Origin of the sequence: Clostridium tarantellae (genome assembly GCF_009295725.1) — a bacterium.
GTDB lineage: Bacteria > Bacillota > Clostridia > Clostridiales > Clostridiaceae > Sarcina > Sarcina tarantellae.
Genome location: NZ_WHJC01000020.1, coordinates 1 through 24,916, shown reverse-complemented (window position 1 = coordinate 24,916; position 24,916 = coordinate 1). Strand labels below are relative to the sequence as shown.

Genomic DNA, 24,916 nt, shown 5'->3' with positions numbered 1-24,916 from the left:
ATATTAAATTTAATAATATTATCAATAAATTTAAATTTAGAAGGAAAAAAAATTAATAATGTAAATAATGAAAAATATATAAATAATGAAAATTTAAATTATAATAGAAAAGATAAAAAAAATACTATTTTAAAATTGGAAAGTGTTTTAAAAAATAATAGTTTAAACAATTTATTAATTAAAGATAATAAATTTATTTTTAAAATTAAAGAAGAAGAATTATCAGTAGTTATTAATATAATCAATAAAATAGGTGAAATTGATAAATTAATTTATTTAAATGAAGAAAATCTTATACAAGGAGAAGGAAGAATTAAGTGAAGAAAGCACAATTATATTTGTTTTTAACAATAAGTTTATTAATATTATTATTTATACAATCCATTAAATATAATTATTTAATGAATTATAAAATTTCAGAAGAAATTCCTACTATAATTATTGAAAATAATAATAAAATTTATAATATAGAAGATTTTATAATCTTACTTCAAAATGAAAATGTAAGTATAAGTACTTTAACAAATGAAAAAAATAAATTTAAAGCTATTTTGAATTTTAATGGGAATATAGATGAATTAATTAAATATGTTAAATATTTAGAAGAAAAAGAATTTATTATATCATCTTATGAAATTAAAAAAGATGAGTTTTTTCAATGCACTATGGAAGTTAATACCTAAAGATATATTGCACTTATGTTTATTCTATAATATATGAAATTTAATGAAAATAATTGCATTTATTTATAGGTTTTGATAAAATATGATTGGTGTTTTAAGGAGAAAATAAATCTAATAGATATATCCGACAAGGTATTAAATTATCTTAAAGGGTTATAATATAAAATGAATTAATAGATTTTGGAGGGATACTTAATGATATCAGCAAGTGATTTAAGAAAAGGAACAACTTTTGAGCAAGATGGACAAGTATTTACAGTTATAGACTTCTTACATGTTAAGCCAGGAAAAGGTGCTGCATTCGTAAGAACTAAATTAAGAAATGTTATCTCAGGAGGAGTTACAGATAAAACTTTCAATCCAACTGAAAAATTACAAGAAGCAGTTATTGAAAGAAAAGAAATGCAATATTTATATTCAGATGGAGAGTTATACTACTTCATGGATCAAGAAACTTTTGAGCAAATTCCATTAAACTATGAAAAAGTAGAAGATGCTATAAGATTCTTAAAAGAAAATATGTTTGCTATAATAAAATTCTATAAAGGAGATGCTTTTTCAGTTGAAGCTCCAAATTTTGTTGAATTATTAATAACTGAATGTGAGCCAAGTATTAAGGGTAATACTGCAACAGCTGCTATGAAAACAGCAGTAGTTGAAACAGGTGCAACAGTTAACGTTCCAATGTTCGTTGAAGAGGGAGATACTATCAGGATTGATACAAGAACTGGCGATTACATGGAAAGAGTTTAATATATCTTTTAATGTGCTAAGCTTTTTAAGCTTAGCACATTTAGTATAAGGAAGTGAATTTCTATGAAAAATATTCGTAAGGATATAGAAGCTTTAAAAGAAATAGTAAAAAATGAACAAAATAATGAATTTAATGAAAAATTATTAGATGTAGTTGAAATGATTTTAGAAAAAGTTGAAGAACTTCAAGTAAATATAGAAACAATTGATGAAACTGTTACATTATTAAATGATGATTTAAGTGGAGTTCAAGATGAATTATTTGAAGAACTAACACTTGAAGAACTAGAAGAACATGAAGAAGAATATTGTGAAGTTATTTGTTCAAATTGTAACAAAACTTTATATGTGGAAAAGGAAATGTTATCTGGTAAAGAGGAAATTCCTTGTCCCTATTGTAATAAGAATTTTAATATATAAAGGTCTATGGAAAAAAAGCCATAGGCTTTTTTTTTATAAAATTTTTTATGTAAAGTAATAATTTTTTATGTAAAGTAATATTAATTTAATAGAAAAGGGAAGGGAGTTTAAGATGAAAGAAGTTCTGGAAATTTTATCTAGAGAAATTTATAAAAATATTTCAAGTATAGATAATTTAAATGAAATACAAGAGATAAGAATAAAGGCTAGCAAACCATTAATAGCTGTAGTTAATAATAAAGAAATAATTTTTGGATATAGTGCTACCGTTGAAGATATTAAAAATATGTTGCAAAAAATTAGCAATTATTCTTTGTATGCTTTTGAAGAAGAAATAAAACAAGGATATATAACTATACAAGGAGGTCATAGAATTGGATTAGCAGGACAATGTGTTATAGAAAATGGTACTATAAAAACTATTAAAAATATTGCTTCACTTAACATAAGAATATGCAGGGAAGTGATAGGATGTTCAAATAGCATAATGCAGGCTTTAGTTAAAAATGGAGCAGTGTTAAATACACTGATTATCTCTCCACCAAAGTGTGGGAAAACAACATTATTAAGAGATATAGCTAGAAATATATCTAATGGGAATTTGAATCTTGAAATTATTGGTAAGAGGACTGTTGTAGTAGATGAAAGGAGTGAAATAGCAGCTTGTTATAATGGAATTCCTCAAATGAATGTTGGAATAAGAACAGATGTATATGACAATTGTATAAAAAGTGAAGGAATGATGATTGCTATAAGAAGTATGGGACCAGAAGTATTAATATGTGATGAAATAGGTACTTATAAAGATATGGAAGCCATGTTGATGGCATATAATTCAGGAGTAAATATAATAGCAACTATGCATGGGAAAAGTATAGAGGATATATATAATAGACCTATTTTTAATGAAATTTTAAGCAATAAAATAATTAACAATATAGTTGTTTTAAGTAATAGAGAAGGTGTTGGAACATTAGAAGGTATTTACACTATTTAAGGAGGAAAAAATATGATTAGATTTTTTTTATTAATGCTTATAGTAATGTTATGTTCACTTATTGGATATTCATATGGAGAGCAGTTTAATAATAGATATATTCAATTACAAGAGCTAATGAGAGCATTAATAGATTTGCAAAATGAAATAATATTTGCACATACACCTCTTCCAAATGCATTAAATAAAATAGGGGAAAAGTGTAAAGAACCAATTAAAATTTTACTTAAAGATATATCAGAAAAGCTTAGTAAAAATGAAGTAAGTAATGTATATATAGCTTTTAAGTGTAGTATAAATGACCATAAGAAAAATTTAAATTTAAAGAATGAAGATTATGATGTTTTTTTAGATTTATCAAAATCTTTAGGCGAAACCAATGTAGATGGACAAAGTAAATTATTTAGTTTAGCAAAAGAAAAATTAAATTCATTATTAAAAATAGCAGAAAAAGAATGTAATAGTAATAGAAAGGTATATAGATATTTAGGTGTAAGTGTAGGTGCTATGATATCAATATTTTTAATGTAAAAAGGGAGGAATAATATGTTAGATTTAAGTTTGATTTTTAAGATTGCAGGAGTAGGGATATTATTAGTAATACTTGATAAAGTATTATCAGCTAGTGGAAAAAATGAATATGCAACATTAGCTAATATTGTTGGTATTGTAATAATACTTACTATGATGATATCTCTTATAGGTAGATTATTTGATAGTGTTAAAACTATGTTTATAATGTAGGAGGTTTTCATGGATGTTGTAATTAAAGTTGTAGCATTTTCATTAGTTGTATTATTCATATATATGTTATTACATGAAACAAAAAGTGTATTGTCTTTAATGATATTATTGACAGCAGGAATATTAATCTTTTTATTTATTTCACCATATATAAAAGAAATAATATCATTTATGCGTTCAATGGCAGATAAAGTAGGTATGGATTTTGCTTATATTCAAATAGTTATGAAAATTATAGCAATAGCATATTTATCAACTTTTTGTAGCATGTTATGTAGGGATGCAGGAGTAACAGTTTTAGGAAAAAAGGTGGAGTTTACAGGGAAAATAATGATATTATTTTTAGCTGTGCCAATAATGATGAGTGTTTTAGATTCTATTCTAAAAATAATGTAGGTGCTTAAAAATGAGAAAAATATTAAGGTGTTTAATTATAATTATTTGTTTTATTATGTGTGTAAACATAAATGTTAAAGCTAATACTGAACTTGAAGAAGCAAAAGACAAAATAGAAAGCAACACTAAAATGGAAGAATTTTATCAATATGTTAATGAACTGCAAATTGGTGATGAAGTATTAGGAAAAATAAATGCTAAAGAGTATATATCCACATATTTAAAAACAGGTGAAGATCCTATATCTATGGAGAAAATATGGGATTCAATAGTAAGTTTTTTATTTAAAGAAGTAAAATTAATATTAAAATTAGTAATGTCTATATTAGTAATTGCTCTTTTAAGTGCTATACTTAAAAGTTTACAAGATGCATTTTCTCTTGATGAAGGAGTTTCAAGTATTGCGTTTTATGCATGCTTTGCGCTTTTAATAATGTTATTGTCAAAAAGTTTTTTAGTATCTTTAAATTTAGCAAGGGATGTATTAACTTCTCTTGTAGATTTCATGAATGTTTTATTACCTGTTTTAGTGCTATTAATTTCTACGGCAGGAGGAATAGCTTCTGCTATGACTATAGACCCAATAGTATTAGGTGCCGTTGCAATTACTCCAAGAATATATATGAATTTTATTTTCCCACTTATATTAATATATTTTGCATTACAATTTGCTAATAATTTATCTAGTGAATTTAGCATAGGAAGAATGTGTAAATTTGTCAAACAAATTGTAATGATATCCCAAGGCTTTGTACTTACAGTGTTTGTTGCTATTTTAACTATAAGAGGAATAACGGCTAATACATTAGATGCAGTTGCATTAAAAACAGTAAAATTTGCTGTAGATAATTTTATTCCTATTGTAGGAAAAGCTTTTTCAGATGCTATATCTACAGTTGCTGGGTATTCTTTAGCAATGAAAAGTGTAGTAAGTACCTTAGGAGTTATTATATTAGTAGCTATGGTATTATATCCAATAATAAAGATGGCTGTAATGATTATAAGTTTTAAACTTACAGCAGCAGTTATAGAACCAGTAGTAGATTCTCGTATTTCTTCAAGTGTTGATATGGTTGGTGATGCTTTAGTTATGATATTATCATGCATAATAAGTGTAAGTATTATGTTTTTTATAATGGCTACTATGATAGCATCATCAGGAAAATTTATAGTAGGGGGTTAATTTTATGGAGATAATAAAAAATTGGGCAAGTACACTATGTGTAACAGTTATATTTATATCTATAGCATACTTATTGTTACACACAGATGAAATGAAAAAACATGTGAAATTTGCATTATCATTAATTTTGTTATCTGTAATGATTACTCCTATATTAAATTTTTTAAATTTTGATGAAACCAAAATAGAAAATCCATTTAAAGAAAAAGAAAATTTTGCTCAACAAAATAAAGATAAAGAATCTATTTACAATAATGATTATTTAAAAGAAAGTTTAGAAAATGTATTAACTCAAAAGTTAAAGAATACTTATAAAGATAAAAAATTTGAAGTTGAAATAGAAGGAACTATGAATGTAGATAAAATGGAAGCTGATATTAAACAGGTTAACATAGGAGTTATAGATGATAAAAAAATAAAAAAAGTAGAAAAAATTGTTATTGGGGAAAAAGAAAATAAGTTGCAAATAGAAGATGAATTTTTAAAAGAAGTTAAAAGTATGGTTTGTGATGAGTTACAAATTAGCAAAGATAAGATAAATATTAAGTATATGTAAATAGAGGAGAGGGATATATGGATTATAAAAAATTAAAAGAAAGGTTTGAAACTATACTAAAACAAAAAAATATAGGTAACTTAATAATTATTTTGTTAATAGTTATAATGTTTTTTTTGGTTGTGTCATATTTTTCAGGTGTAAACAATATATCTAAAAGTAAGAAAGTAAATATTGAACCTAAAAATGAAGAAATGAATTTAGAAGCTAATGAAACTATGATAAGTGATTATGAAAAAGAACAAAAAAAAGCTCTTACTGAAATACTAAAGAAGATAGATGGGGTTGGAAATGTAGAAGTTATGATAAATTTTGAAAGTAGTGAAATTAAGGTTCCAGCTATTGAAAATTCATCTACTAAAAACATTACAGAAGAAAGTGATAGTGAAGGTGGTAAGAGGATAAACAATCAAGAAACTACAGGAGGAAAGGTTGTCATAAGTACAAATGTTGAAGGAAATGAACCACTAATTTTAAAAACTGAAAAGCCTAAGATAACTGGAATAGTGGTAGTAGCTGAAGGTGCAGATAATAGTAAAATCAACTATGAAATTAGAAAAGCTATATCAAGTTTATATGATATAGGTGTAGATAAGGTAAATGTGTTTGCAATGAAAAAAAATTAATTTAGAGGTATTTAGGAGGAGTTATTATTATGAATAGAAAGCAAGCTGGGATTATATTAACATTATTAGCATTAATAATTTGTACTGGTATATTAGCTAGTAAAGTTAATAGTGAATTAAAAGATGGAATGAATGAATTAGTATCAACAGACAAGACTGAAACTAAAGAAGAAAGTACATCTACATCAACAGATTATTTTTATGAGGCAAGAAGCGTAAGAGAGCAAAAAGATGATCAGTTTATTGAAAATTTAAATGCTATAATCCAAGATACTAATACTTCACAAGAAAAGAAAAATGAAGCTACAGAAACATTAACTCAAAAAAATATGTCTATGGAGCAAGAATCAAGAATAGAAATGAGCATTAAGAGTAAGGGATTTGAGGATGCTGTATGTATAATAAATGATGATAAAGCTAGAGTTACAGTAAAAAATGATGGTGAATTATTACAAGAAGAAGTTAATGCAATTCAGGATATAGTTCTTAATGTATCTAAAATATATGATGTACAAATAGAAAGCAAATAATTATTTGTATTGTAACAATTTATTTGCTATAATGAACCTATGATTATGAAGTTTTGTGTGGAAAACTTGTAGGAGGGTTCAACTTTATGAGTGAAATAAATAGAGATGAAGCTAATTTAGGTATAGTAAAAATATCAGATGAAGTTATAAGTGTTATAGCGGGTATTGCAGCTTCAGAAATAAAAGGGGTTATTGAAACAAATCATCATAATACTGCATCTAGTATTAGTCAAAAGTTTACTAAAAAAGGATTGACTAAAGGAATTAAAGTTTCAGTAGATAAAGATGAAGCGGTTATAGATATGACTATTAGTGTCCAGTACGGTTTAAAAATACCAGAGGTGGTTTGTCAAGTACAAGAGAACGTTAAAAAGACTGTAGAAGCTATAACAGGATTAAAGGTTGCATTAGTGAACATATATGTGCAAAACATAGTTATCTTAAAAAATGAAGATAAAAATGAAATAGTTGAAAAATAGCAAAAAGTCGCCCTCTGGTTACAGAGGGTGTTTCGTTGTGTTAAAATATTAACTAATGTTTAAGATGAATTTATTAAGATAATAATATTATATAAAGATGTTAACATAGGAGGATATAATGAATAGAAAGAAATCAAGAGAATACTTATTACAATTAACATATCAAATGGATATAACAGGAGATACTGCATTAGAAACATTTGAAAACTTTATTGGAAATGAAGATATTTCTAAAGAAAACATTGATTTAGAATATATAAAACAGGGATTAATAGCAATAGGAGAACAAAAAGAAAAGATAGATAAGGCTATAGAAGAACAATTAGTTAATTGGAAATTAAATAGAATATCAAAAGTTAATTTAGCTATATTAAGATTAGCTATAAACGAATTAATGTTTGTTAATGACATTCCAGAAAGAGTATCAATTAATGAAGCAATAGAGTTATGTAAAAAGTTTTCAGATAATAAATCAGTATCATTTATAAATGGAGTATTAGATAAAGTATATAAAAGTATATAAAATTAAAGTTAAGGGGGAATAATATATGGGAATAATAATGAGTGGAAAAGAAATAGCTAATGAGATAAAAGAAGAAATCAAAAGTTATGTTAACACAACAAAAAAAACTTTAAATAAATCTCCTAAAATAGTTTCTATACTTGTAGGAAATGATGGAGGATCCATATATTATCAAAATTTTCAGCAAAGATTAGCAGAACAATTAAATATTGATTTTGAAAAAATAATTTTAAATGAAACAATATTAGAAGAAGATTTAATTTCTTTGATTAAAAAACTTAATTTTGATAAAAATATAGATGGTATAATTCTTCTTTTACCATTACCTAAACATATTAATGAAAAAATTATAACTAATATAATTAGTGTAGAGAAAGATATAGATTGCTTATCAGAAGCTAGTGTTGGAAGATTTTATAAAGGGGAAAAATCTTTTTTACCATGTACTCCAAATAGTGTTATAACCTTATTAAAAGCATATAAAGTACCTTTAGAAGGAGCTAATGTAGTTATAGTTGGAAGAAGTAATATTGTAGGCAAACCTTTATTTCAAATGTTTTTAAATGAAAATTCAACTGTTACAATATGTCATTCTAAAACAAAAAATTTAAAAAAGATTACTCAAACAGCGGATATATTAGTGTTAGCTATTGGTAAGCCTAAATTTATAGATGGTGAATATATAAAAGAAGGTGCTGTAATTATAGATGTAGGAACTAGCAATGTTAATGGAAAAATTACAGGTGATGTTGATTTTGAAGATGTTATAGAAAAAGCGGCTATGGTAACTCCTGTACCAGGAGGAGTAGGAGCTTTAACTACAACTTTATTATTTAAAAATGCTTGTGAGGGTTTAAAATAATATGAAGCTTAAAATATTAACAGTAACAGAAGTTAATAATTATTTAAAAAAATCCATTGACAATGATTTTATACTTAATAATTTAAGTGTAAATGGGGAGATTTCCAATTTAAAATATCATTCTAGTGGGCATATTTATTTCTCTTTAAAAGATGATAATAGTAAGATTAACTGCATTATGTTTAGAGATAATGCAGTTAATTTGAATTTAAAGCTAGTAGAGGGTATGAAAGTTGAATTAAAGGCAAGTTTATCAGTATACATAAAAGAAGGAAGTTATCAATTATATTGCAAAGAAATTAAAAAGATAGGAGTAGGAGAACTATTTGAAAAATTTGAGTTTCTTAAAAAAGAACTTAAAGAAGAAGGAATTTTTAATTTGGAATATAAAATGAATATTCCTAAGTATCCTAAAAGTATAGGAATAATAACTTCACCTACAGGAGCAGCTATAAGAGATATAATTACTGTTATTAAAAGAAGAAATAAATTATTAGATATGATATTATATCCAGCTTTAGTTCAGGGAAATGAAGCTACTAAAACTTTAATTGAAGGAATAAAATATTTTAATAACAAAAAGAATGTTGATGTTATAATAATAGGAAGAGGTGGAGGTTCTATTGAAGAATTATGGGCTTTTAATGATAAAGAATTAGCTTATGAAATTTTTAATAGTTCAATACCAGTAGTATCAGCTGTAGGTCATGAAGTTGATTATACAATTTGTGATTTTGTAAGTGATATAAGAGCGGCTACACCATCAGCAGCAGCGGAAATTGTATCACCACATTTAAATAATATATTGGAAAATATAGAATATATAGGGGAGAAACTTGAGAATTTTATAAATGTAAAAATAAAAAATGAAAAAAACAAATTAAATTTTTTAGGTAAAATATTGCAAAGTAATGATCCTCATATTATTATAAATGAAAAATATAATGAAGTTAATGAACTTAATAGAAATTTAAAGTATTATTTAAATGTAAAGCTTAATAAGGAAAAAAATAGAATAGAAGGTTTAAATAATATATTAATGGCATTAAATCCTTTAAATACATTAGGTAGAGGATATGCCCTAATAACAGATTTAGAAGATAATATTATAAGTAATGTTTCAAACCTAAAAAATAATAAAAATGTAAAAATAAGAATGAAAGATGGTATTGTAGAATCAGAGATAAGTATTAAAGAATAGAAGTGGGTGAAATTGCTTTGGCAAAAAGAGAAAACAATTATGAGGAAATGTTAAAAGAACTACAATTTATAGTTGATGATTTAGATAGTGGAGAAATGCCATTAGAAGAATCAATAAAAAAATATGAACAAGGGGTAAAATTACTTAATAAATTATATAAAAAATTAAATGCTCTAGAAGGAAAAATAAAAATAGTTAATAATGATGTTGAAAAAGACTTAGGAGGAGAAATCAATGAATTTTGATGCCTTAAAGGTTCTTATAGATAAAAGCTTAGAAGAATATTTTTTAGGTGAAAAAAGTTATAATAAAAAATTATATGAAGCTATGGCTTATAGTGTAAATATAGGTGGAAAAAGGATAAGACCTATTATTATGTTATTAAGTTATTATATATATAAAAATGATTATGAAACAATTTTACCAGCAAGTTTAGCTTTAGAGATGATACATACTTATTCTTTAATTCATGATGACCTTCCATGTATGGATAATGATGATTTAAGAAGAGGTATGCCAACTAATCATAAAGTCTTTGGAGAAGCAGTTGCTGTATTAGCAGGTGATGCACTATTGAATGAAGCTATGAATATATTGTTAAAATTTTCTTTAGAGAGAGATATTCAAGCATTAAAAGCTAGTAAAGAGATTTTAGAGGCAGCAGGTGCTGAGGGAATGATTGGTGGACAGATTGTAGATATAATAAATGAAGGTAATAAAGAAAAAATATCTTTAGAAGAATTAAATTATATGCATTTAAAAAAGACTGGAGAGTTAATTAAATCATCAGTAATAGCAGGGGCTATTTTAGCAAATGCTTCTGAAAAGGATATAGATTTATTAAGAGACTATGGATATAAATTAGGATTGGCTTTTCAAATAAAAGATGATATTTTAGATGTAATAAGCACAACTGAAGATTTAGGTAAAAATGTTAAAAGTGATATAGATAATGATAAAACAAATTATGTTTCTTTATTTGGGGTAGAGGAATGTCAGAGAAAATGCAATATTTTGACTGAAGAATGCTTAAATATATTAGATAGTATAGATGGAAATATTACACCTTTAAAAGAAATTACCTTATCATTATTACATAGAAAATATTAAGAAAAGGAATTGGTGTAAATGAGAGATGTTTTATATAGTATAAGGAGTCCTAAAGACATACAAAGCTTAAACAATAGCCAATTAATATCTTTAGCTGATGATATAAGGGAATTTTTAATAGATAGAGTTTCTAAATCAGGAGGGCATTTAGCATCAAATTTGGGGGTAGTTGAATTAACACTAGCCCTTTTTAAAAATTTTGATTTTTCTAAAGATAAAATAATTTGGGATGTAGGGCATCAAAGTTATGTACATAAATTATTAACTGGTAGAATAGAAGAATTTAATAATTTAAGACAATATGGTGGTATGAGTGGATTTCCCAAAAGAAGTGAAAGTAAATATGATTTTTTTGATACAGGACATAGTAGCACTTCTTTATCAGCTGCTTGTGGAATGGCAAGAGCTAGGGATATTTTAAAGAAAAATAATAATGTTGTTGCAGTTATAGGTGATGGTGCATTAACTGGAGGTATGGCATTAGAAGCATTAAATGATATAGGATATAAAAAAAGTAGAGTTATAATAATATTAAATGATAATCAAATGTCCATTTCTAAAAATGTTGGCGGACTTTCTAGTTATTTAAGTAAGATAAGATTAGATCCAGGATATAATAAATTAAAAGCTGAAATTAATTCAACTTTAAATCATTCAAATGTTGGTAAAAATATAGCTACATCTATAACTAAAATAAAGGATAGCATAAAACAATTGGTTGTACCAAGTATGTTTTTTGAAGATATGGGATTAAAATATTTAGGACCTATAGATGGTCATAATATAAAAGAGTTAAGTGAAGTATTTTCAAGAGCAAAAGAGATAGAAGGTCCAGTTATTATTCACACTGTTACTCAAAAAGGTAAAGGTTATGATTATGCAGAACAAAATCCTAATAAATTTCATGGCGTAGGACCTTTTGATTATGAGAGTGGAGAATTTGTAAAAAGTTCAGGAAAAAATTATTCAAAGATTTTTGGAGATGAATTAGTAAGTTTAGCTAAACAAGATGAAAGAATAGTAGCTATAACTGCAGCTATGCCTGATGGTACAGGACTAAAAAATTTTTCTAAAGAATTTCCTAATAGATTTTTTGATGTAGGTATAGCAGAACAACATGCTGTTACATTAAGTGCAGGAATGGCATTAGAAGGATTAAAGCCTTTTTTTGCAGTGTATTCAACATTTTTACAAAGAGGATATGATCAAGTATTGCATGATGTTTGCATACAAAATATTCCAGTAGTGTTTTGTATAGATAGAGCTGGAATTGTAGGTGAAGATGGAGAAACACATCAAGGGATTTTTGATATTTCTTACTTATCTCATATACCTAATATGACTATAATTTCACCAAAATGTATGGATGAAGTTGGAGCAATTCTTAAATGGGCATCAGAATATAATAGTCCTTTAGCAATAAGATATCCAAGAGGTGGCGATTTAAATCTTTCATTAAAACCATTAAATAAAATAATTTTAGGACAATGGGAAAAATTAAGAGCGGGTAAGAAAGTAGTAATTATAGCTACTGGAAGAATGGTTCAGCATTCTTTAATAGCAGCTGAAGAATTTAAAAAAGAATCTGGTGAAGATGTTACTGTTATAAATGCAACATTTATAAAACCAATAGATAAAAAAATGATTTATGAACTTGCTCAAGATGAATTTGATTTTATTACTGTAGAAGATAATATGATTTTAGGTGGATTGGGCTCTTTAATATTAAATGAATTAAATAAAATAAATTTTAAAGGCAAAATAGTAACTTTAGGTTATGATGATAATTTTATACCTCATGGTGATGTAAATATTCTTTATGCTAAAAATAAATTAGATCCAATGGGAATAAAAGAATCTATCAAAAGTTTAATGAAGTAAAAGGAGTAACTTATGGCTGAAAAAAAAGAAAGATTAGATGTGCTTTTGGTTGAAAAAGGAATTTTTGAATCAAGAGAAAGAGCTAAAGCTAGTATAATGGCTGGTAAAATATTTGTTGATGGTCAAAGAGTTGATAAATGTGGAGAAAAAATAGCTATAAATTCTAATATAGAATTTAAAGGAGAAAAAATTCCATATGTAAGTAGAGGTGGATTTAAATTAGAGAAGGCTATTAAATCATTTAATATTAATTTGAGTGAAAAAATATGTTTTGATATTGGAGCTTCTACAGGAGGCTTTACAGATTGTATGCTACAAAATGGAGCTAAAAAAGTATTTTCTATAGATGTAGGGTATGGACAATTTGCTTGGAAGTTAAGAGTGGACCCTAGAGTTGTATGTATGGAAAGAACAAATATTAGATATGTTACAATAGAAGATACAAAAGAATTTGGAGATTTTGCATCTATAGATGTTTCTTTTATTTCTTTAACAAAAGTATTACCAGCAACTGTTAATTTATTGGGTGAAAATGGTGAAATAATGGCACTTATAAAGCCACAATTTGAAGCAGGAAGAGAAAAAGTAGGAAAAAAAGGTGTAGTAAGAGAAGCTGAAACTCATATAGAAGTTATTGAAAAAATAGTAAATTTTGCTTTGGAAAATAATTTAGATATTTTAGGGTTAGATTACTCTCCAATTAAAGGTCCAGAAGGTAATATAGAGTATTTAATATATCTAAAAAAATGTGATGAATGTAGAGATTTTGATTATAATATTATAAATGAGGTAGTAAATAAATCTCATAATAATTTATAGTATTAAAAGAGGTATAATGAATAATATAGGTGTTATAATTAATAAAAGTAAAGATAAAAATGGAAAAATGCTTGAAAAAGTAATAGAACAAATAAAACTTTATTTAAATCCTAAGAAAATAATTATAATTGAACAATATGAATCTAAAATTAAAGAAGAATGGAGTTTAATTGACTTGTTAATAGTATTAGGTGGTGATGGAACTTTGCTAGGGGTTGCGAGAGAGTTTTCTCACATTATAAAAGCACCTATATTAGGAGTAAACATAGGTAACTTAGGGTTTATATCTAGTATAGAAAGTAATGAACTAGATAAGGCTTTACTAAAAATAAAAGAAAATGATTATAAAGTAGAAAAAAGAATGATGTTACAATGTAATATAAAAGGTACTGAATTTTTTAAGAGTAAAGCTTTAAATGATATGGTTTTAGCAAGAGGAACACTTTCTAGAATGACTAAATATAAAATTGTAATTGATGGAAATCTATATACAACTTTTAATGGAGATGGAGTAATAATATCTACCCCTGTAGGATCTACTGCATATTCATTTTCAGCAGGAGGTCCTCTTATTGCACCTAATTTAAAAACTATATCTATAGTTCCTATATGTGCTCATACTCCTGGAATAAGACCTTTAATAGTTAGTTCAAAAAGTAAAGTAGAAATAATTCCAGAGATAAAAGAAGAAGAAAATTTTTTAACGATAGATGGGCAAAAATCTATAAAAATTAATAAAGGAACTAAAATTAAAATTAAACAAAGTAAAGATAATTTTAATATAATAGTATTTAACAATAAAAATTATTTTAAAGTTTTAAGAAAAAAAATTTTTGGTAAAGTTCCGGAATGTGAAGGAGATTAACAAATGAAATCAAAGAGGCATTCTAAAATTATAGAGATAATAAATGAAAAAGTAATAGAGACTCAAGAAGAGTTAGCAGAAGAATTAAAACAGGCAGGATTTGATGTAACTCAAGCAACGGTATCAAGAGATATAAAAACTTTAAAGTTAATAAAGACTCAAGATATTGATGGAAAATATAAATATTCTATTTTAAATGAACAAAAAAATGATATGGTTGATAAATTAACTAGCATATTAAATAATACAGTTATACATGTTGAGAATATAGACAAGATGGTAGTTGTAAAAACACTTTCAGGTTCAGCATCAGCAGCGGCAGAAGCTATAGATACGCTTAAATTAGGAGATGTAGCAGGAACTATTGCAGGAGATAATACCATATTTATCTTAGTTAGAACTCTTGATAAAGCAGAAGAATTAGTTAAAACTATATTAAAAATGATGAAAGAATAATTGAATTTTATTTTAGGAGGTGTGATATGCTTCTGCAACTATCTATTAATAACTTTGCATTAATAGAAAGCTTAAGCTTAGACTTTAAGAAGGGATTTACTATTCTTTCTGGAGAAACAGGAGCAGGAAAATCTATATTAATAGATGCTATTAATTATGTATTAGGTAGCAAATTTAATAAAGGTACAATAAGAACTGGTGAGGATAAAGCATTTGTAGAAGCTATATTTGATATAGAAAATAATGCAAATGTTAAAAGTATATTAAATGAATTAAATATAGAATATGATGATATTATTATAATTTCAAGAGAAACTTTCCAAAATGGTAAAAGTATTATAAAAATTAATGGAAAATCTGTTATATTGTCTGTTTTAAAAAAAGTAAGTGAAAAACTTGTAGATATACATGGTCAACATAATAATCATACATTATTAAATAAAGAAAATCATATAATATACTTAGATTCTTTTGCATGGAATGATTTAAAAGATAAATTAAACTTATATAAAGATTCTTATATAAAATTAAAGGATATTGATAATAAAATAAAAGAATTAAGTAAAGAAGGAAAAAATGAAAAGTTAATAAGTTATATTGAATATCAGATTAAAGAGATTGAAGAAGCTAAACTAATAGATGGAGAAGAAGAGGAATTAAATGAACAATATAATATTTTATTTAATTCAGAAAAAATAAGAAATGCATTAAGTTTATCTTATAATTTATTTAATTCTTCACAAAGAGATAATTCTATTTTAGATTCTATTTCTACAATTACAAAAGAATTAAGTTTAATAGAAAATCATTCAGAAAAGATAAAAACTTTAAATGAAAAAATAAATAATATATTTTATGATTTACAAGAGATAAGTATAGATATAAGAGATATTTCTGAAAATATATCTTATAATGAACAAGAATTAGAAGAAATAAACAGTAGAATATATAAAATAAGTATTCTTAAAAAGAAGTATGGAGTATCAATTAAAGAAATTCTTAAATATAAATTAGATTTAGAAAAACAATATGATGAAATGATCAATTCAGAAAAGATATTAGAAAAATTATACTTACAAAAAAATTCTATAATAAATGATTTGCAAAAAATATCTGAATATTTAACACAAATTAGATGTAAATCAGCATGTATTCTAGAAGAAAAAATTCAATCAGAGTTGGAATATGTGGGATTAGGTAAATGTAAATTTAAAGTTAGTGTAGAAAACAGTGAAGAATTTAATGCATTAGGTAAAAATATAGTTCAATTTTTAATATCAACAAATCCTGGAGAACCAATGAGATCAATGGGAAAAATAGTATCAGGTGGAGAATTATCAAGAATAATGTTATCAATGAAAACAGTTTTTATTAATAAAGATAAAATACCAACAGTTATATTTGATGAAATTGATACTGGAATAAGTGGAAGAATAGCTCAATGTGTAGCAGAAAAAATGTATCAGATTTCTACAAAACATCAAGTTTTTTGTATAACTCATTTACCTCAAATTACAAGTATGTCAGATAATCATTATATAGTTAAAAAGAATATTACTAATGAAAAAACATTTACTAGTGTTGAACCTATCGGAGAAAAAGATAAAATAGTAGAAATTGCAAAAATGTTAGGCGGAGTGGAATTAACAGAAAATACATTATTAAATGCTGAAGAGATGATAAGATTAGCAGCTAATAAAAAAAGATATATTATAGATAATAATACATAATATATAAGAATTTTATACAAAATAGAACTGTAAGACAGTTCTATTTTTTTTGAAAAAATATCAATAAAAATGATAATAATTAGTATAAATTTAAATCTTTTGGCTATAATAACAAAGTTAATATAGCATAATGATTTTAAGAAGTGGGAAACTTAAGTATAGAAAAGGAGGAGATAAAATGAATTTTTTAAATGAAAAAAAAATAAGGATTTTTAAACTTATAATATTTTCACTATTATTAGTTTTATCTTCTATATTCATATTTTCAAATGAAATAAATTGTCTTGCAGAAAATGTGAGTACTGAAGTATCCCCAGTAATTTTAAATAACACATCAAAACATAAAGAATTTAAAAATAATTACGGAGTTTTAGAAGTAAATAATATTTTAAAATCAAAGGATATTGAGCTTTATCCAGGTGGAATTCCCATAGGTGTAAAAATTTCTACAGAAGGAGTATTAGCTGTTGGATATTCTCAAATAGAATTAAAAGATAATATTATAGAGAGTTCAGCTAAAGAAAGTGGTATAGAAGTAGGGGATATATTATTAAAGTTTAATGGCAAAAATATAGAAAATTCTAAAGATTTAGCAAGAAAATTAAATGATGTTAAAGATAAAAATATAAAAATACTTATAAATAGAAATGGAAAAGAATTGGAGAAGAATGTAGAAGTAATTATAGATTCTAAAGGAAATAAAAAAATAGGATTATGGGTAAGAGATTCTACAGCAGGAGTTGGAACATTAACTTTTTATCATGAAAATACTAATAAATATGGTGCTTTAGGGCATCCTATAACAGATAGTGAAACTGATAAAATTCTTAATGTTAAAAAAGGAGATTTGATAGAATCTGTAATTAAAAGTGTAAGAAAAGGAGAAAAAGGATTACCAGGAGAATTAAAAGGGATATTTATAAATGAAAATACTCCTATAGGTAATGTAACATCTAATACTTCCTGTGGAATTTTCGGAGAAATGAAAGGTAATAAGTTAAAATCCATTTATAATAAGCCTTATAAAGTAGGAAAAAAAGAAGATATTAAATTAGGCCCAGCTAAAATAATAAGCACAGTAGATGAAAATGGACCTGAAATGTATGATATTGAAATAATTAAATTATTATCTCAAACTGAAGCAGGACCTAAAAGCATGGTAATTAAAGTAGTAGATAAAAAGCTTTTAGAAAAAACAGGAGGAATTGTGCAAGGTATGAGTGGTAGTCCTATTATACAAAATGATAAAATAATAGGTGCAGTAACTCATGTTTTAGTAAATAAGCCTGATACAGGATATGGAATTTACATAGAATGGATGTTAAAAGATTCAAATATAATAAAATAAGTGTGTATAAAGTAAATATATGTTATAATAAATACTAAGGAAAAGTAAAATTTTTCTTAGTATTTTTATTAAATTTAGAAGGATTTATAATGAATTTGTCGAATAAGTTTAATGTAAATAAATGGAAAAAGATAGTAGAGGTAAGGAGAGAAGTTTATGAAAGATTCAAAAATATCTGTATTAATAGCTGATGATAATAAAGAGTTTTGTAACATATTAAATGATTATTTGCTTAATCAAAGAGATATAGTTGTAACTGGAATAGCAAAAGATGGAGTAGAAGCTCTAAAATTAATTGAAGAAAAAAAGCCAGATTTGGTCGTTTTAGATATAATAATGCCTCATTTAGATGGATTAGGAGTATTAGAGAAATTAAGCTCTTTAAATACTGATAAAATTCCAAGAATAATAGTATTATCTGCTGTAGGTCAAGATAAAATAACACAAAGAGCAATAACATTAGGAGCAGATTATTAAGTAGTAAAACCTTTTGATATGGATGTATTTACAAAAAGAATAAGACAAATGTTTAACAATACCATTTCAGAAGAGGTATCAACTAATAGAACTATATCTTTAGTAGAAGTACCTGAATTAAAATATGAAAGTAAAAAAGAACCTATGGATTTAGAATCAGAAATAACAAATATAATTCATGAAATAGGAGTTCCAGCTCATATTAAAGGGTACATGTATTTAAGAGAAGCTATAACAATGGTTGTAAATGATATGGAATTATTATCAGCTATAACAAAAGAATTATATCCATCAATAGCTAAAAAATATAATACTACAGCTAGTAGAGTAGAAAGAGCTATTAGACATGCAATAGAAGTTGCTTGGGGAAGAGGACAAATTGAAGCTATAAATAAGTTATTTGGTTATACGGTGCATAATGATAAAGGCAAACCAACAAATTCAGAGTTTATTGCTATGGTTGCAGATAAACTTAGATTGAAAAATAAAGTTAGCTAATAAAAGAATTAAAATAGGGTTAATATGAATTTAAGAGAAGAAACATTAAATGAAAATATTATTTATGAAGGAAATATTTTAAAACTTGTTAATCAAGAGGTTAAATTACCAGATGAAAATAGAGCTTTTAGAGAAATAGTTAGACATTCTGGTGGAGTAGCAATAATTGCATTTATAGATGATGAAAATATATTATTAGTTGAACAATTTAGAAAGCCTTTTGATAGAAATTTTTTAGAGATACCTGCAGGTAAAATTGATAAAAATGACATAGATTATAAAATAGGTGCTTTAAGAGAGCTAGAAGAAGAAACAGGCTATTCAACACAAAATATAAAATTTATTGGGAAAATAGCACCATCTCCTGGTTTTTGCGATGAAGAAGTAAATATTTATGTTGCAAAAAATTTATATAAAAGACAAATTTTATTTAAAGATGAAGATGAATTTCTTAATTTAAAAGTAGCTTCATTAAAACATGTAAAAAAAATGATATGTAAAGGAAAAATAATAGATGCTAAAACAATAGCTGCGATATTTTTTTTGGAAAATATTTAGTATTTAAATAGTTTGAACAATTTAATTGTTCAAACTATTTTTTTTGTAATTAAGAATAAATTTATTATGTAAATCATAAATTTTATTATAAAAGATAAGAAAGGTGGTTAAATATGAAAAGAATATTGCAACAAATAAAAGAAGCTATGCAAGATAATAAAGTTACTTTTTTATGGATATTATTGTTTTTTTTAATAGGTTTAGTGCTTGGATCCTACACTGTATATTATATGAGTGATTTTAATAAAATTGAAATAAGCAATTATTTTAATAACTTTTTAGAACATATAAAAACTAGTCCTATAAGTTATACACAAATATTATTAAATAGTGTAACTAATATAATTCCAATGGTTATATTAATAATTTTATTAGGATATACAATGATAGGAGCACCTATTATATTAATAATTGATATGATTAAAGGTTATGTAATTGGGTTTACATTTTCTTTGTTAGTTACACTTCTTGGTACAAAAGGAGTTTTAATATTATTTCTGGGCATTATAATTCAAAATTTGATATTTATTCCATGTATTATTATTATAAGTATTTTAGCAGTAAAAAATTCTACTATAAAGTTTAAAGGTGATATTTTAAAAGAAGGCGTTAGAAATAGTAAAATCAATAAGTTATATATAAATATACAAGCTATTTTAAGTTTAATTTTAGTAGCAGGAATAATAATAGAAACATATATATCACCAAATTTAATTAAATTAGTAATTACTGGTTAATGTTTGTAATATAAATAATTATGTAATAACATTTTAGTTAGGAGTTAATATGAGAGATTTGGTAAGCAAATATGAAGTATACCTAGAATCTATAGGAAAGAGAAAAAACACTGTTAGTGCATACATTACTGATGTTTCTATGTATTTAGATTTTGTTGAGGAGAGTAATTTAACTGTAAATGAAGAAGGATACCCATTAATTGCTTATATTCAATATTTAAAGGACAAGAAGAAATCACCATCTTCTATTCAGAGAACTATAATATCATTAAGAAATTTTTATAATTTTTTAGTGGCTGAAGAAGTAATTAAGAAGGTACCTGAACTCTCAATAAGAAAAGAAAAAGTAGAAAAAAGAAAGCCATTAGTACTTACTGTTGATGAAATAAATAAAATTATGAATAGTACTAATATTGCTACTGAAAAAGGTGTACGAGATAAAGCTCTATTAGAAGTAATGTATGCTACTGGAATGAAAGTTTCTGAGCTTATATCTCTTGCAGTAGATGATGTAGATTTAGAATTATCTTTTGTTAGATGTACAGACAACAAAGGATATGAACGTTTAATTCCAATAGGAAAAGAAGCAAGAGAATCTTTAAAAAGGTATATAGTTGTTAGAGAAGAAACGTCTAAAGGAACAGATAAATTATTTTTAAATATGAGTGGAGAGCCAATAACAAGACAGGGTGTATGGAGAATAGTTAAAGAGTATTCAGTTATAGCAAGTATAGATAAAGATATAAATTTAAATACTTTTAGACATTCTTTTGCAGTACATTTATTACAAAATGGTGCAAATGCTAAAGTTGTTCAAGAACTATTAGGAAATCAAGTTATGACGTATATTGATATGTATTATGAAATAATTAATAGTGAAAAAATAAATAATATATATAGAAAAGCTCATCCACGAGCTTAAATGTGAATAAAAGGCTTTTTTGGAGCCTTTTATTTTAAAATAAGGATTATTGGAGTTTGAGTTTTGATGAATTTTTTGGTAATATTAAAAAGGTGATGAAAATGATATCATAAAGATGTTTAAACGTATGGAGGAAATACTTATGAGAATGTATGATTTAATTTTAAAAAAAAGAAATGGTGGTGAATTATCTAAAAACGAGATTAATTTTATTGTGGATAATTACACAAAAGGAAGCATTCCAGATTATCAAATGGCAGCTTTATTAATGGCTATTTATTTTCAAAAAATGAATGCTAGAGAAACTTCAGATTTAACAATGGCTATGGTTAATTCAGGAGATGTTTTAGATTTATCAAAAATAGAAGGTGTTAAAGTAGATAAACATTCAACTGGTGGAGTTGGAGATACTACTACATTAGTTTTAGCACCTATGGTTGCTTCTCTTGGAATACCAGTTGCTAAGATGTCTGGAAGAGGGTTAGGTCATACTGGAGGAACTATTGATAAACTAGAGAGTTTTGAAGGATTTTCAGTTGAAATGTCAAAAGAAAAATTTATAGATAATGTTAATAAAATAAAAATTGCTGTTGCAGGGCAAACTGGTGATTTAGCTCCAGCTGATAAAAAGATATATGCATTAAGAGATGTTACAGCTACTGTTGATAATATTTCTTTAATAGCATCAAGTATAATGAGTAAAAAAATAGCAGCAGGTGCTGATGCTATAGTTTTAGATGTAAAAGTTGGTGATGGAGCATTTATGAAAACTCCAGAAATGGCAAAAGAGTTGGCAGAAGAAATGGTTTCAATAGGAAAAAATGTAGGAAGAAAGACTGTGGCAGTAATTTCTGATATGGATCAGCCTCTTGGATTTGCAATAGGTAATGCTTTAGAGGTAGAAGAAGCAATAGAAACATTAAGAGGAAATGGACCTAAAGATTTATTAGAATTATGTCTTACTTTAGGAAGTAATATGGTTGTATTATCAGGTCATGCAAAGGATGAAGCAGAAGCAAGAAAAATGTTAGAAAAAAGTATAGCATCAGGAATAGCATTAAAAAAATTAAAAGAGTTTGTTAATGCTCAAGGTGGAGATGCATCTGTAATTGATGATACCTCAAAATTACCAAAAGCAAAATATATTATTCCGGTAAAAAGTGAGCAAGATGGTATTGTTAGTAAAATAAATGCTGAAAATATAGGTTTAGTAGCAATGGAACTAGGAGCTGGAAGAGCTACTAAAGATAGTATTATTGATTTAGCTGTAGGAATAGTATTAAATAAAAAAAGAGGAGATAAATTAAAAAAAGGTGATATAATAGCATATGTTCATGCTAATGATTTAAATAAAGGTGAAAAAGCTGTAAAAGATATTTTGGCAAATTATAGTATAGGTAATTCATTTAAAGATATACCTTTAGTATATGATATTATAAAATAGATTTTATATAAATTTAAAAGCAAAGCAACTAAAAGTTTACTATTTTTAAAATAGTAAACTTTTAGTTGCTTTTTGGCTTATAAAGTAAAAAATACAATTAGTTTTATATATTAGTGATAATTTAAATTTTTTCGGAGAAAATAAGTTTGAAAGGAGGATATATTTATGAAAAAAAATTTTAAAAAACAGGCATCTATAATTGCACTTATATTTTTCCTGTGTACATTATGTACTACTGTAAAGGTAAAAGCTGATGAAAATATAGAGGTTGAAGCTAAATCAGCTATTTTAATGGAAGCTAATACTGGTAAGGTGATATTTGAAAAAAATTCAAATGAAAAGTTTGCACCTGCTTCTGTAACTAAAATAATGACTATGTTATTAGCTATTGAGCAAGTAGATAGTGGAAAAATAAAGTTAAGTGATGAAGTAACAGTAAGTGAAAATGCAAAAAAAATGGGTGGAAGTACTATGTTACTAGACGTTGGAGAAGTTAGAACAGTAGAAGAATTATTAAAGGGAATAGCCATTGCATCAGGAAATGATGCGGCTGTAGCTATGGGAGAATATTTAGGTGGTAGTGAAAGTGGATTTGTTGATATGATGAATAAGAGAGCTGAAGAGCTAGGAATGAAAAATACCACTTTTAAAAACTGTACAGGATTGCCTATAGATGGACATTTAACAACGGCTTTAGATATTTCAATAATGTCTAGAGAACTATTAAAACATTCAAAAATTCTAAAATATACAGGTACATATATGGAAACTATATCAGAAGGTAGAAGAAGTCCAATAGAATTAGTTAATCATAATAAACTAGTTAGATTTTTTAAAGGGTGTGATGGCTTAAAAACTGGATTTACAGATACAGCCAAATATTGTATATCAGCTACAGCTACTAGAGATGGTGTAAGAATGTTATCTGTTATAATGGGAGCGCCTACATATAAAGTAAGAAACAGAGATGCTAGTATGCTTTTAAATCATGGCTTTTCTAAATATGAAAGCAAACAGATTGTTGAAAAAGATGGAGAAGTAGAAAAAATAATTATGAACAAAAAAGGAGATAAATTCATAATTGCAAAAGCTAAAGATAATTTAACTTTAGTTTATCCTAAAGGTTGTTTTGATAAAATAGAGAAAAAATTAAATATTGATGAAAGTAAGAATAAATATAATAAAGATGAAACTATAGGTTATTGTGAATATTATTTAAATGGAGAGTTATTAGATAAAATAGAATTATATTCAGATAGAGATATAAAAGGTGGAAGTTTTATAGATAATATAAAATATAAATTACAAAAATTATTTTCCGGAAAAGAATAATTATAAAAAGCAATTAGTAAAGAATTAACACTAATTGCTTTTTCAATTTATAACTGCTATTATATAATTTGAAGTTTATGCATTAGGAGAAATAAAAGGTGGAAAAGCCAATTTTTAAATTAAAGAATTTTGATGGTCCTTTTGACTTATTGTTGCATTTAATAAAAAAAAATAAAATGAATATAAGTGATATACCTATACATGAAATTACAGAGCAGTATCTAGAGTATATAAATATGATGCAAGAATTAGATCTAGAAATTACTTCAGAGTTCATAGTAATAGCAGCAACTCTAATAGAAATAAAGTCTAAATCATTATTGCCAAATAATAATGCAGATAAAGAAATAGAAGAAAAAGATTTAACAAAGGAATTAACAGAAAAGCTTATTGAATATAAAAAATTCAAAAAAGTTTCTGAATTTTTAAAGAGTAGAGAGTTAACAATAGGAGAAGTTTTTACTAAAAAACCTGAAGTGATTGAAGATGTTAAAATAGATAATAACGATGATTCTTATTTGAAAAATGTAACTATGTTGCAATTATATAGAATATATAATGAAATTATTAGAATATATAATGAAAAACAAAATACTACAATAATAGAAAAAAAAATAAATAAGGATGTTTATAAAGTAAAAGATAAAATTATTTATTTGAAAAATAAATTACAAGATACAAAAATTTTAAATTTCTCACAAGTTATTTATGAATGTGAATGTAAACTAGAGATTATTGTTAGTTTTTTAGCTTTATTAGAGTTGACTAAAGAAGCTTGTGTAAAAA

30 protein-coding genes and 1 pseudogene are annotated in these 24,916 nt (G+C 25.4%); all 31 read left to right on the top strand.

From position 1 onward, the window contains the following. Positions 1-321: hypothetical protein (locus GBZ86_RS16955; protein WP_207707415.1), on the top strand; the 321-nt coding region annotated here is incomplete at its 5' end. Then, on the top strand, positions 318-683 hold the full coding sequence (locus GBZ86_RS03245) for a hypothetical protein (protein ID WP_152887694.1): 366 nt from the start codon (positions 318-320) through the stop codon (positions 681-683). The genes GBZ86_RS16955 and GBZ86_RS03245, both read left to right, overlap by 4 nt. Positions 684-878: 195 nt before the next feature. Beyond that, on the top strand, positions 879-1,436 hold the full coding sequence (gene efp / locus GBZ86_RS03240; RefSeq protein ID WP_152887692.1) for an elongation factor P: 558 nt from the start codon (positions 879-881) through the stop codon (positions 1,434-1,436). A 63-nt stretch (positions 1,437-1,499) separates the two neighbouring features. Continuing rightward, on the top strand, positions 1,500-1,856 hold the full coding sequence (locus tag GBZ86_RS03235; RefSeq protein WP_152887690.1) for a hypothetical protein: 357 nt from the start codon (positions 1,500-1,502) through the stop codon (positions 1,854-1,856). 112 nt (positions 1,857-1,968) lie between these two features. Then, positions 1,969-2,853: a stage III sporulation protein AA gene (spoIIIAA, locus tag GBZ86_RS03230; RefSeq protein WP_152887688.1), complete on the top strand. Its 885-nt coding sequence runs from the start codon at positions 1,969-1,971 to the stop codon at positions 2,851-2,853. A gap of 12 nt (positions 2,854-2,865) precedes the next feature. Continuing rightward, positions 2,866-3,384, top strand: coding sequence for a stage III sporulation protein SpoIIIAB (gene spoIIIAB / locus GBZ86_RS03225; RefSeq protein WP_152887686.1), 519 nt, complete (start codon positions 2,866-2,868; stop codon positions 3,382-3,384). Between the two features lie 15 nt (positions 3,385-3,399). Then, entirely contained in the window at positions 3,400-3,597 is a 198-nt protein-coding gene (spoIIIAC, locus tag GBZ86_RS03220; RefSeq protein WP_152887684.1) for a stage III sporulation protein AC, read from the top strand. 9 nt (positions 3,598-3,606) lie between these two features. Further along, on the top strand, positions 3,607-3,993 hold the full coding sequence (gene spoIIIAD / locus GBZ86_RS03215) for a stage III sporulation protein AD (protein ID WP_152887682.1): 387 nt from the start codon (positions 3,607-3,609) through the stop codon (positions 3,991-3,993). Positions 3,994-4,003: 10 nt separating this feature from the next. Further along, a complete protein-coding gene (gene spoIIIAE / locus GBZ86_RS03210; protein ID WP_152887681.1) occupies positions 4,004-5,176 on the top strand; it encodes a stage III sporulation protein AE in 1,173 nt (390 codons plus the stop codon). Positions 5,177-5,180: 4 nt separating this feature from the next. Beyond that, entirely contained in the window at positions 5,181-5,732 is a 552-nt protein-coding gene (gene spoIIIAF / locus GBZ86_RS03205; protein ID WP_152887679.1) for a stage III sporulation protein AF, read from the top strand. A 17-nt stretch (positions 5,733-5,749) separates the two neighbouring features. Then, positions 5,750-6,358, top strand: coding sequence for a stage III sporulation protein AG (gene spoIIIAG / locus GBZ86_RS03200; protein ID WP_152887677.1), 609 nt, complete (start codon positions 5,750-5,752; stop codon positions 6,356-6,358). 29 nt (positions 6,359-6,387) lie between these two features. After that, complete coding sequence (locus GBZ86_RS03195) at positions 6,388-6,888, top strand: SpoIIIAH-like family protein (RefSeq protein ID WP_152887675.1); 501 nt, start codon at positions 6,388-6,390, stop codon at positions 6,886-6,888. An 86-nt stretch (positions 6,889-6,974) separates the two neighbouring features. After that, positions 6,975-7,367 carry an Asp23/Gls24 family envelope stress response protein gene (locus GBZ86_RS03190; protein WP_152887673.1) on the top strand — a complete coding sequence of 131 codons (393 nt, stop codon included), beginning with the start codon at positions 6,975-6,977 and terminating at the stop codon, positions 7,365-7,367. Between the two features lie 118 nt (positions 7,368-7,485). Then, on the top strand, positions 7,486-7,890 hold the full coding sequence (gene nusB, locus GBZ86_RS03185; RefSeq protein WP_152887671.1) for a transcription antitermination factor NusB: 405 nt from the start codon (positions 7,486-7,488) through the stop codon (positions 7,888-7,890). A 25-nt stretch (positions 7,891-7,915) separates the two neighbouring features. Beyond that, positions 7,916-8,752: a tetrahydrofolate dehydrogenase/cyclohydrolase catalytic domain-containing protein gene (locus GBZ86_RS03180; RefSeq protein WP_152887669.1), complete on the top strand. Its 837-nt coding sequence runs from the start codon at positions 7,916-7,918 to the stop codon at positions 8,750-8,752. A 1-nt stretch (position 8,753) separates the two neighbouring features. Next, on the top strand, positions 8,754-9,953 hold the full coding sequence (gene xseA, locus GBZ86_RS03175; RefSeq protein ID WP_152887667.1) for an exodeoxyribonuclease VII large subunit: 1,200 nt from the start codon (positions 8,754-8,756) through the stop codon (positions 9,951-9,953). A gap of 17 nt (positions 9,954-9,970) precedes the next feature. Continuing rightward, entirely contained in the window at positions 9,971-10,198 is a 228-nt protein-coding gene (locus GBZ86_RS03170) for an exodeoxyribonuclease VII small subunit (RefSeq protein ID WP_152887665.1), read from the top strand. Continuing rightward, positions 10,188-11,063, top strand: a complete 876-nt coding sequence (locus GBZ86_RS03165; protein WP_152887663.1) for a polyprenyl synthetase family protein — start codon at positions 10,188-10,190, stop codon at positions 11,061-11,063. The genes GBZ86_RS03170 and GBZ86_RS03165 overlap by 11 nt, the downstream gene beginning before the upstream one ends. 18 nt (positions 11,064-11,081) lie before the next feature. Further along, positions 11,082-12,944 (top strand): 1-deoxy-D-xylulose-5-phosphate synthase, encoded by a 1,863-nt coding sequence (gene dxs, locus GBZ86_RS03160; RefSeq protein ID WP_152887661.1) that lies wholly within the window; start codon positions 11,082-11,084, stop codon positions 12,942-12,944. 12 nt (positions 12,945-12,956) lie between these two features. Then, positions 12,957-13,763: a TlyA family RNA methyltransferase gene (locus GBZ86_RS03155; RefSeq protein ID WP_152887659.1), complete on the top strand. Its 807-nt coding sequence runs from the start codon at positions 12,957-12,959 to the stop codon at positions 13,761-13,763. Between the two features lie 16 nt (positions 13,764-13,779). Beyond that, complete coding sequence (locus tag GBZ86_RS03150; RefSeq protein ID WP_152887657.1) at positions 13,780-14,628, top strand: NAD(+)/NADH kinase; 849 nt, start codon at positions 13,780-13,782, stop codon at positions 14,626-14,628. A gap of 3 nt (positions 14,629-14,631) precedes the next feature. Next, a complete protein-coding gene (locus GBZ86_RS03145) occupies positions 14,632-15,084 on the top strand; it encodes an arginine repressor (RefSeq protein ID WP_152887655.1) in 453 nt (150 codons plus the stop codon). A gap of 26 nt (positions 15,085-15,110) precedes the next feature. Then, positions 15,111-16,814, top strand: a complete 1,704-nt coding sequence (gene recN / locus GBZ86_RS03140; RefSeq protein WP_152887653.1) for a DNA repair protein RecN — start codon at positions 15,111-15,113, stop codon at positions 16,812-16,814. A gap of 178 nt (positions 16,815-16,992) precedes the next feature. Then, on the top strand, positions 16,993-18,162 hold the full coding sequence (gene spoIVB, locus GBZ86_RS03135) for a SpoIVB peptidase (protein ID WP_152887651.1): 1,170 nt from the start codon (positions 16,993-16,995) through the stop codon (positions 18,160-18,162). A 156-nt stretch (positions 18,163-18,318) separates the two neighbouring features. Next, a pseudogene (gene spo0A / locus GBZ86_RS03130) lies at positions 18,319-19,137 on the top strand (sporulation transcription factor Spo0A). A gap of 24 nt (positions 19,138-19,161) precedes the next feature. Further along, positions 19,162-19,695, top strand: coding sequence for an NUDIX hydrolase (locus GBZ86_RS03125; RefSeq protein ID WP_152887649.1), 534 nt, complete (start codon positions 19,162-19,164; stop codon positions 19,693-19,695). A 113-nt stretch (positions 19,696-19,808) separates the two neighbouring features. Continuing rightward, positions 19,809-20,432 (top strand): stage II sporulation protein M, encoded by a 624-nt coding sequence (spoIIM, locus tag GBZ86_RS03120; protein ID WP_152887647.1) that lies wholly within the window; start codon positions 19,809-19,811, stop codon positions 20,430-20,432. A gap of 49 nt (positions 20,433-20,481) precedes the next feature. Then, complete coding sequence (locus tag GBZ86_RS03115; protein ID WP_152887645.1) at positions 20,482-21,354, top strand: site-specific tyrosine recombinase; 873 nt, start codon at positions 20,482-20,484, stop codon at positions 21,352-21,354. Positions 21,355-21,496: 142 nt separating this feature from the next. Further along, complete coding sequence (locus GBZ86_RS03110) at positions 21,497-22,798, top strand: pyrimidine-nucleoside phosphorylase (RefSeq protein WP_152887644.1); 1,302 nt, start codon at positions 21,497-21,499, stop codon at positions 22,796-22,798. Between the two features lie 165 nt (positions 22,799-22,963). Continuing rightward, a complete protein-coding gene (locus tag GBZ86_RS03105; RefSeq protein WP_152887642.1) occupies positions 22,964-24,130 on the top strand; it encodes a D-alanyl-D-alanine carboxypeptidase family protein in 1,167 nt (388 codons plus the stop codon). A gap of 98 nt (positions 24,131-24,228) precedes the next feature. Then, positions 24,229-24,916, top strand: a 688-nt coding sequence (locus tag GBZ86_RS03100) for a segregation/condensation protein A (protein WP_327443817.1), incomplete at its 3' end; no start/stop codon positions are given.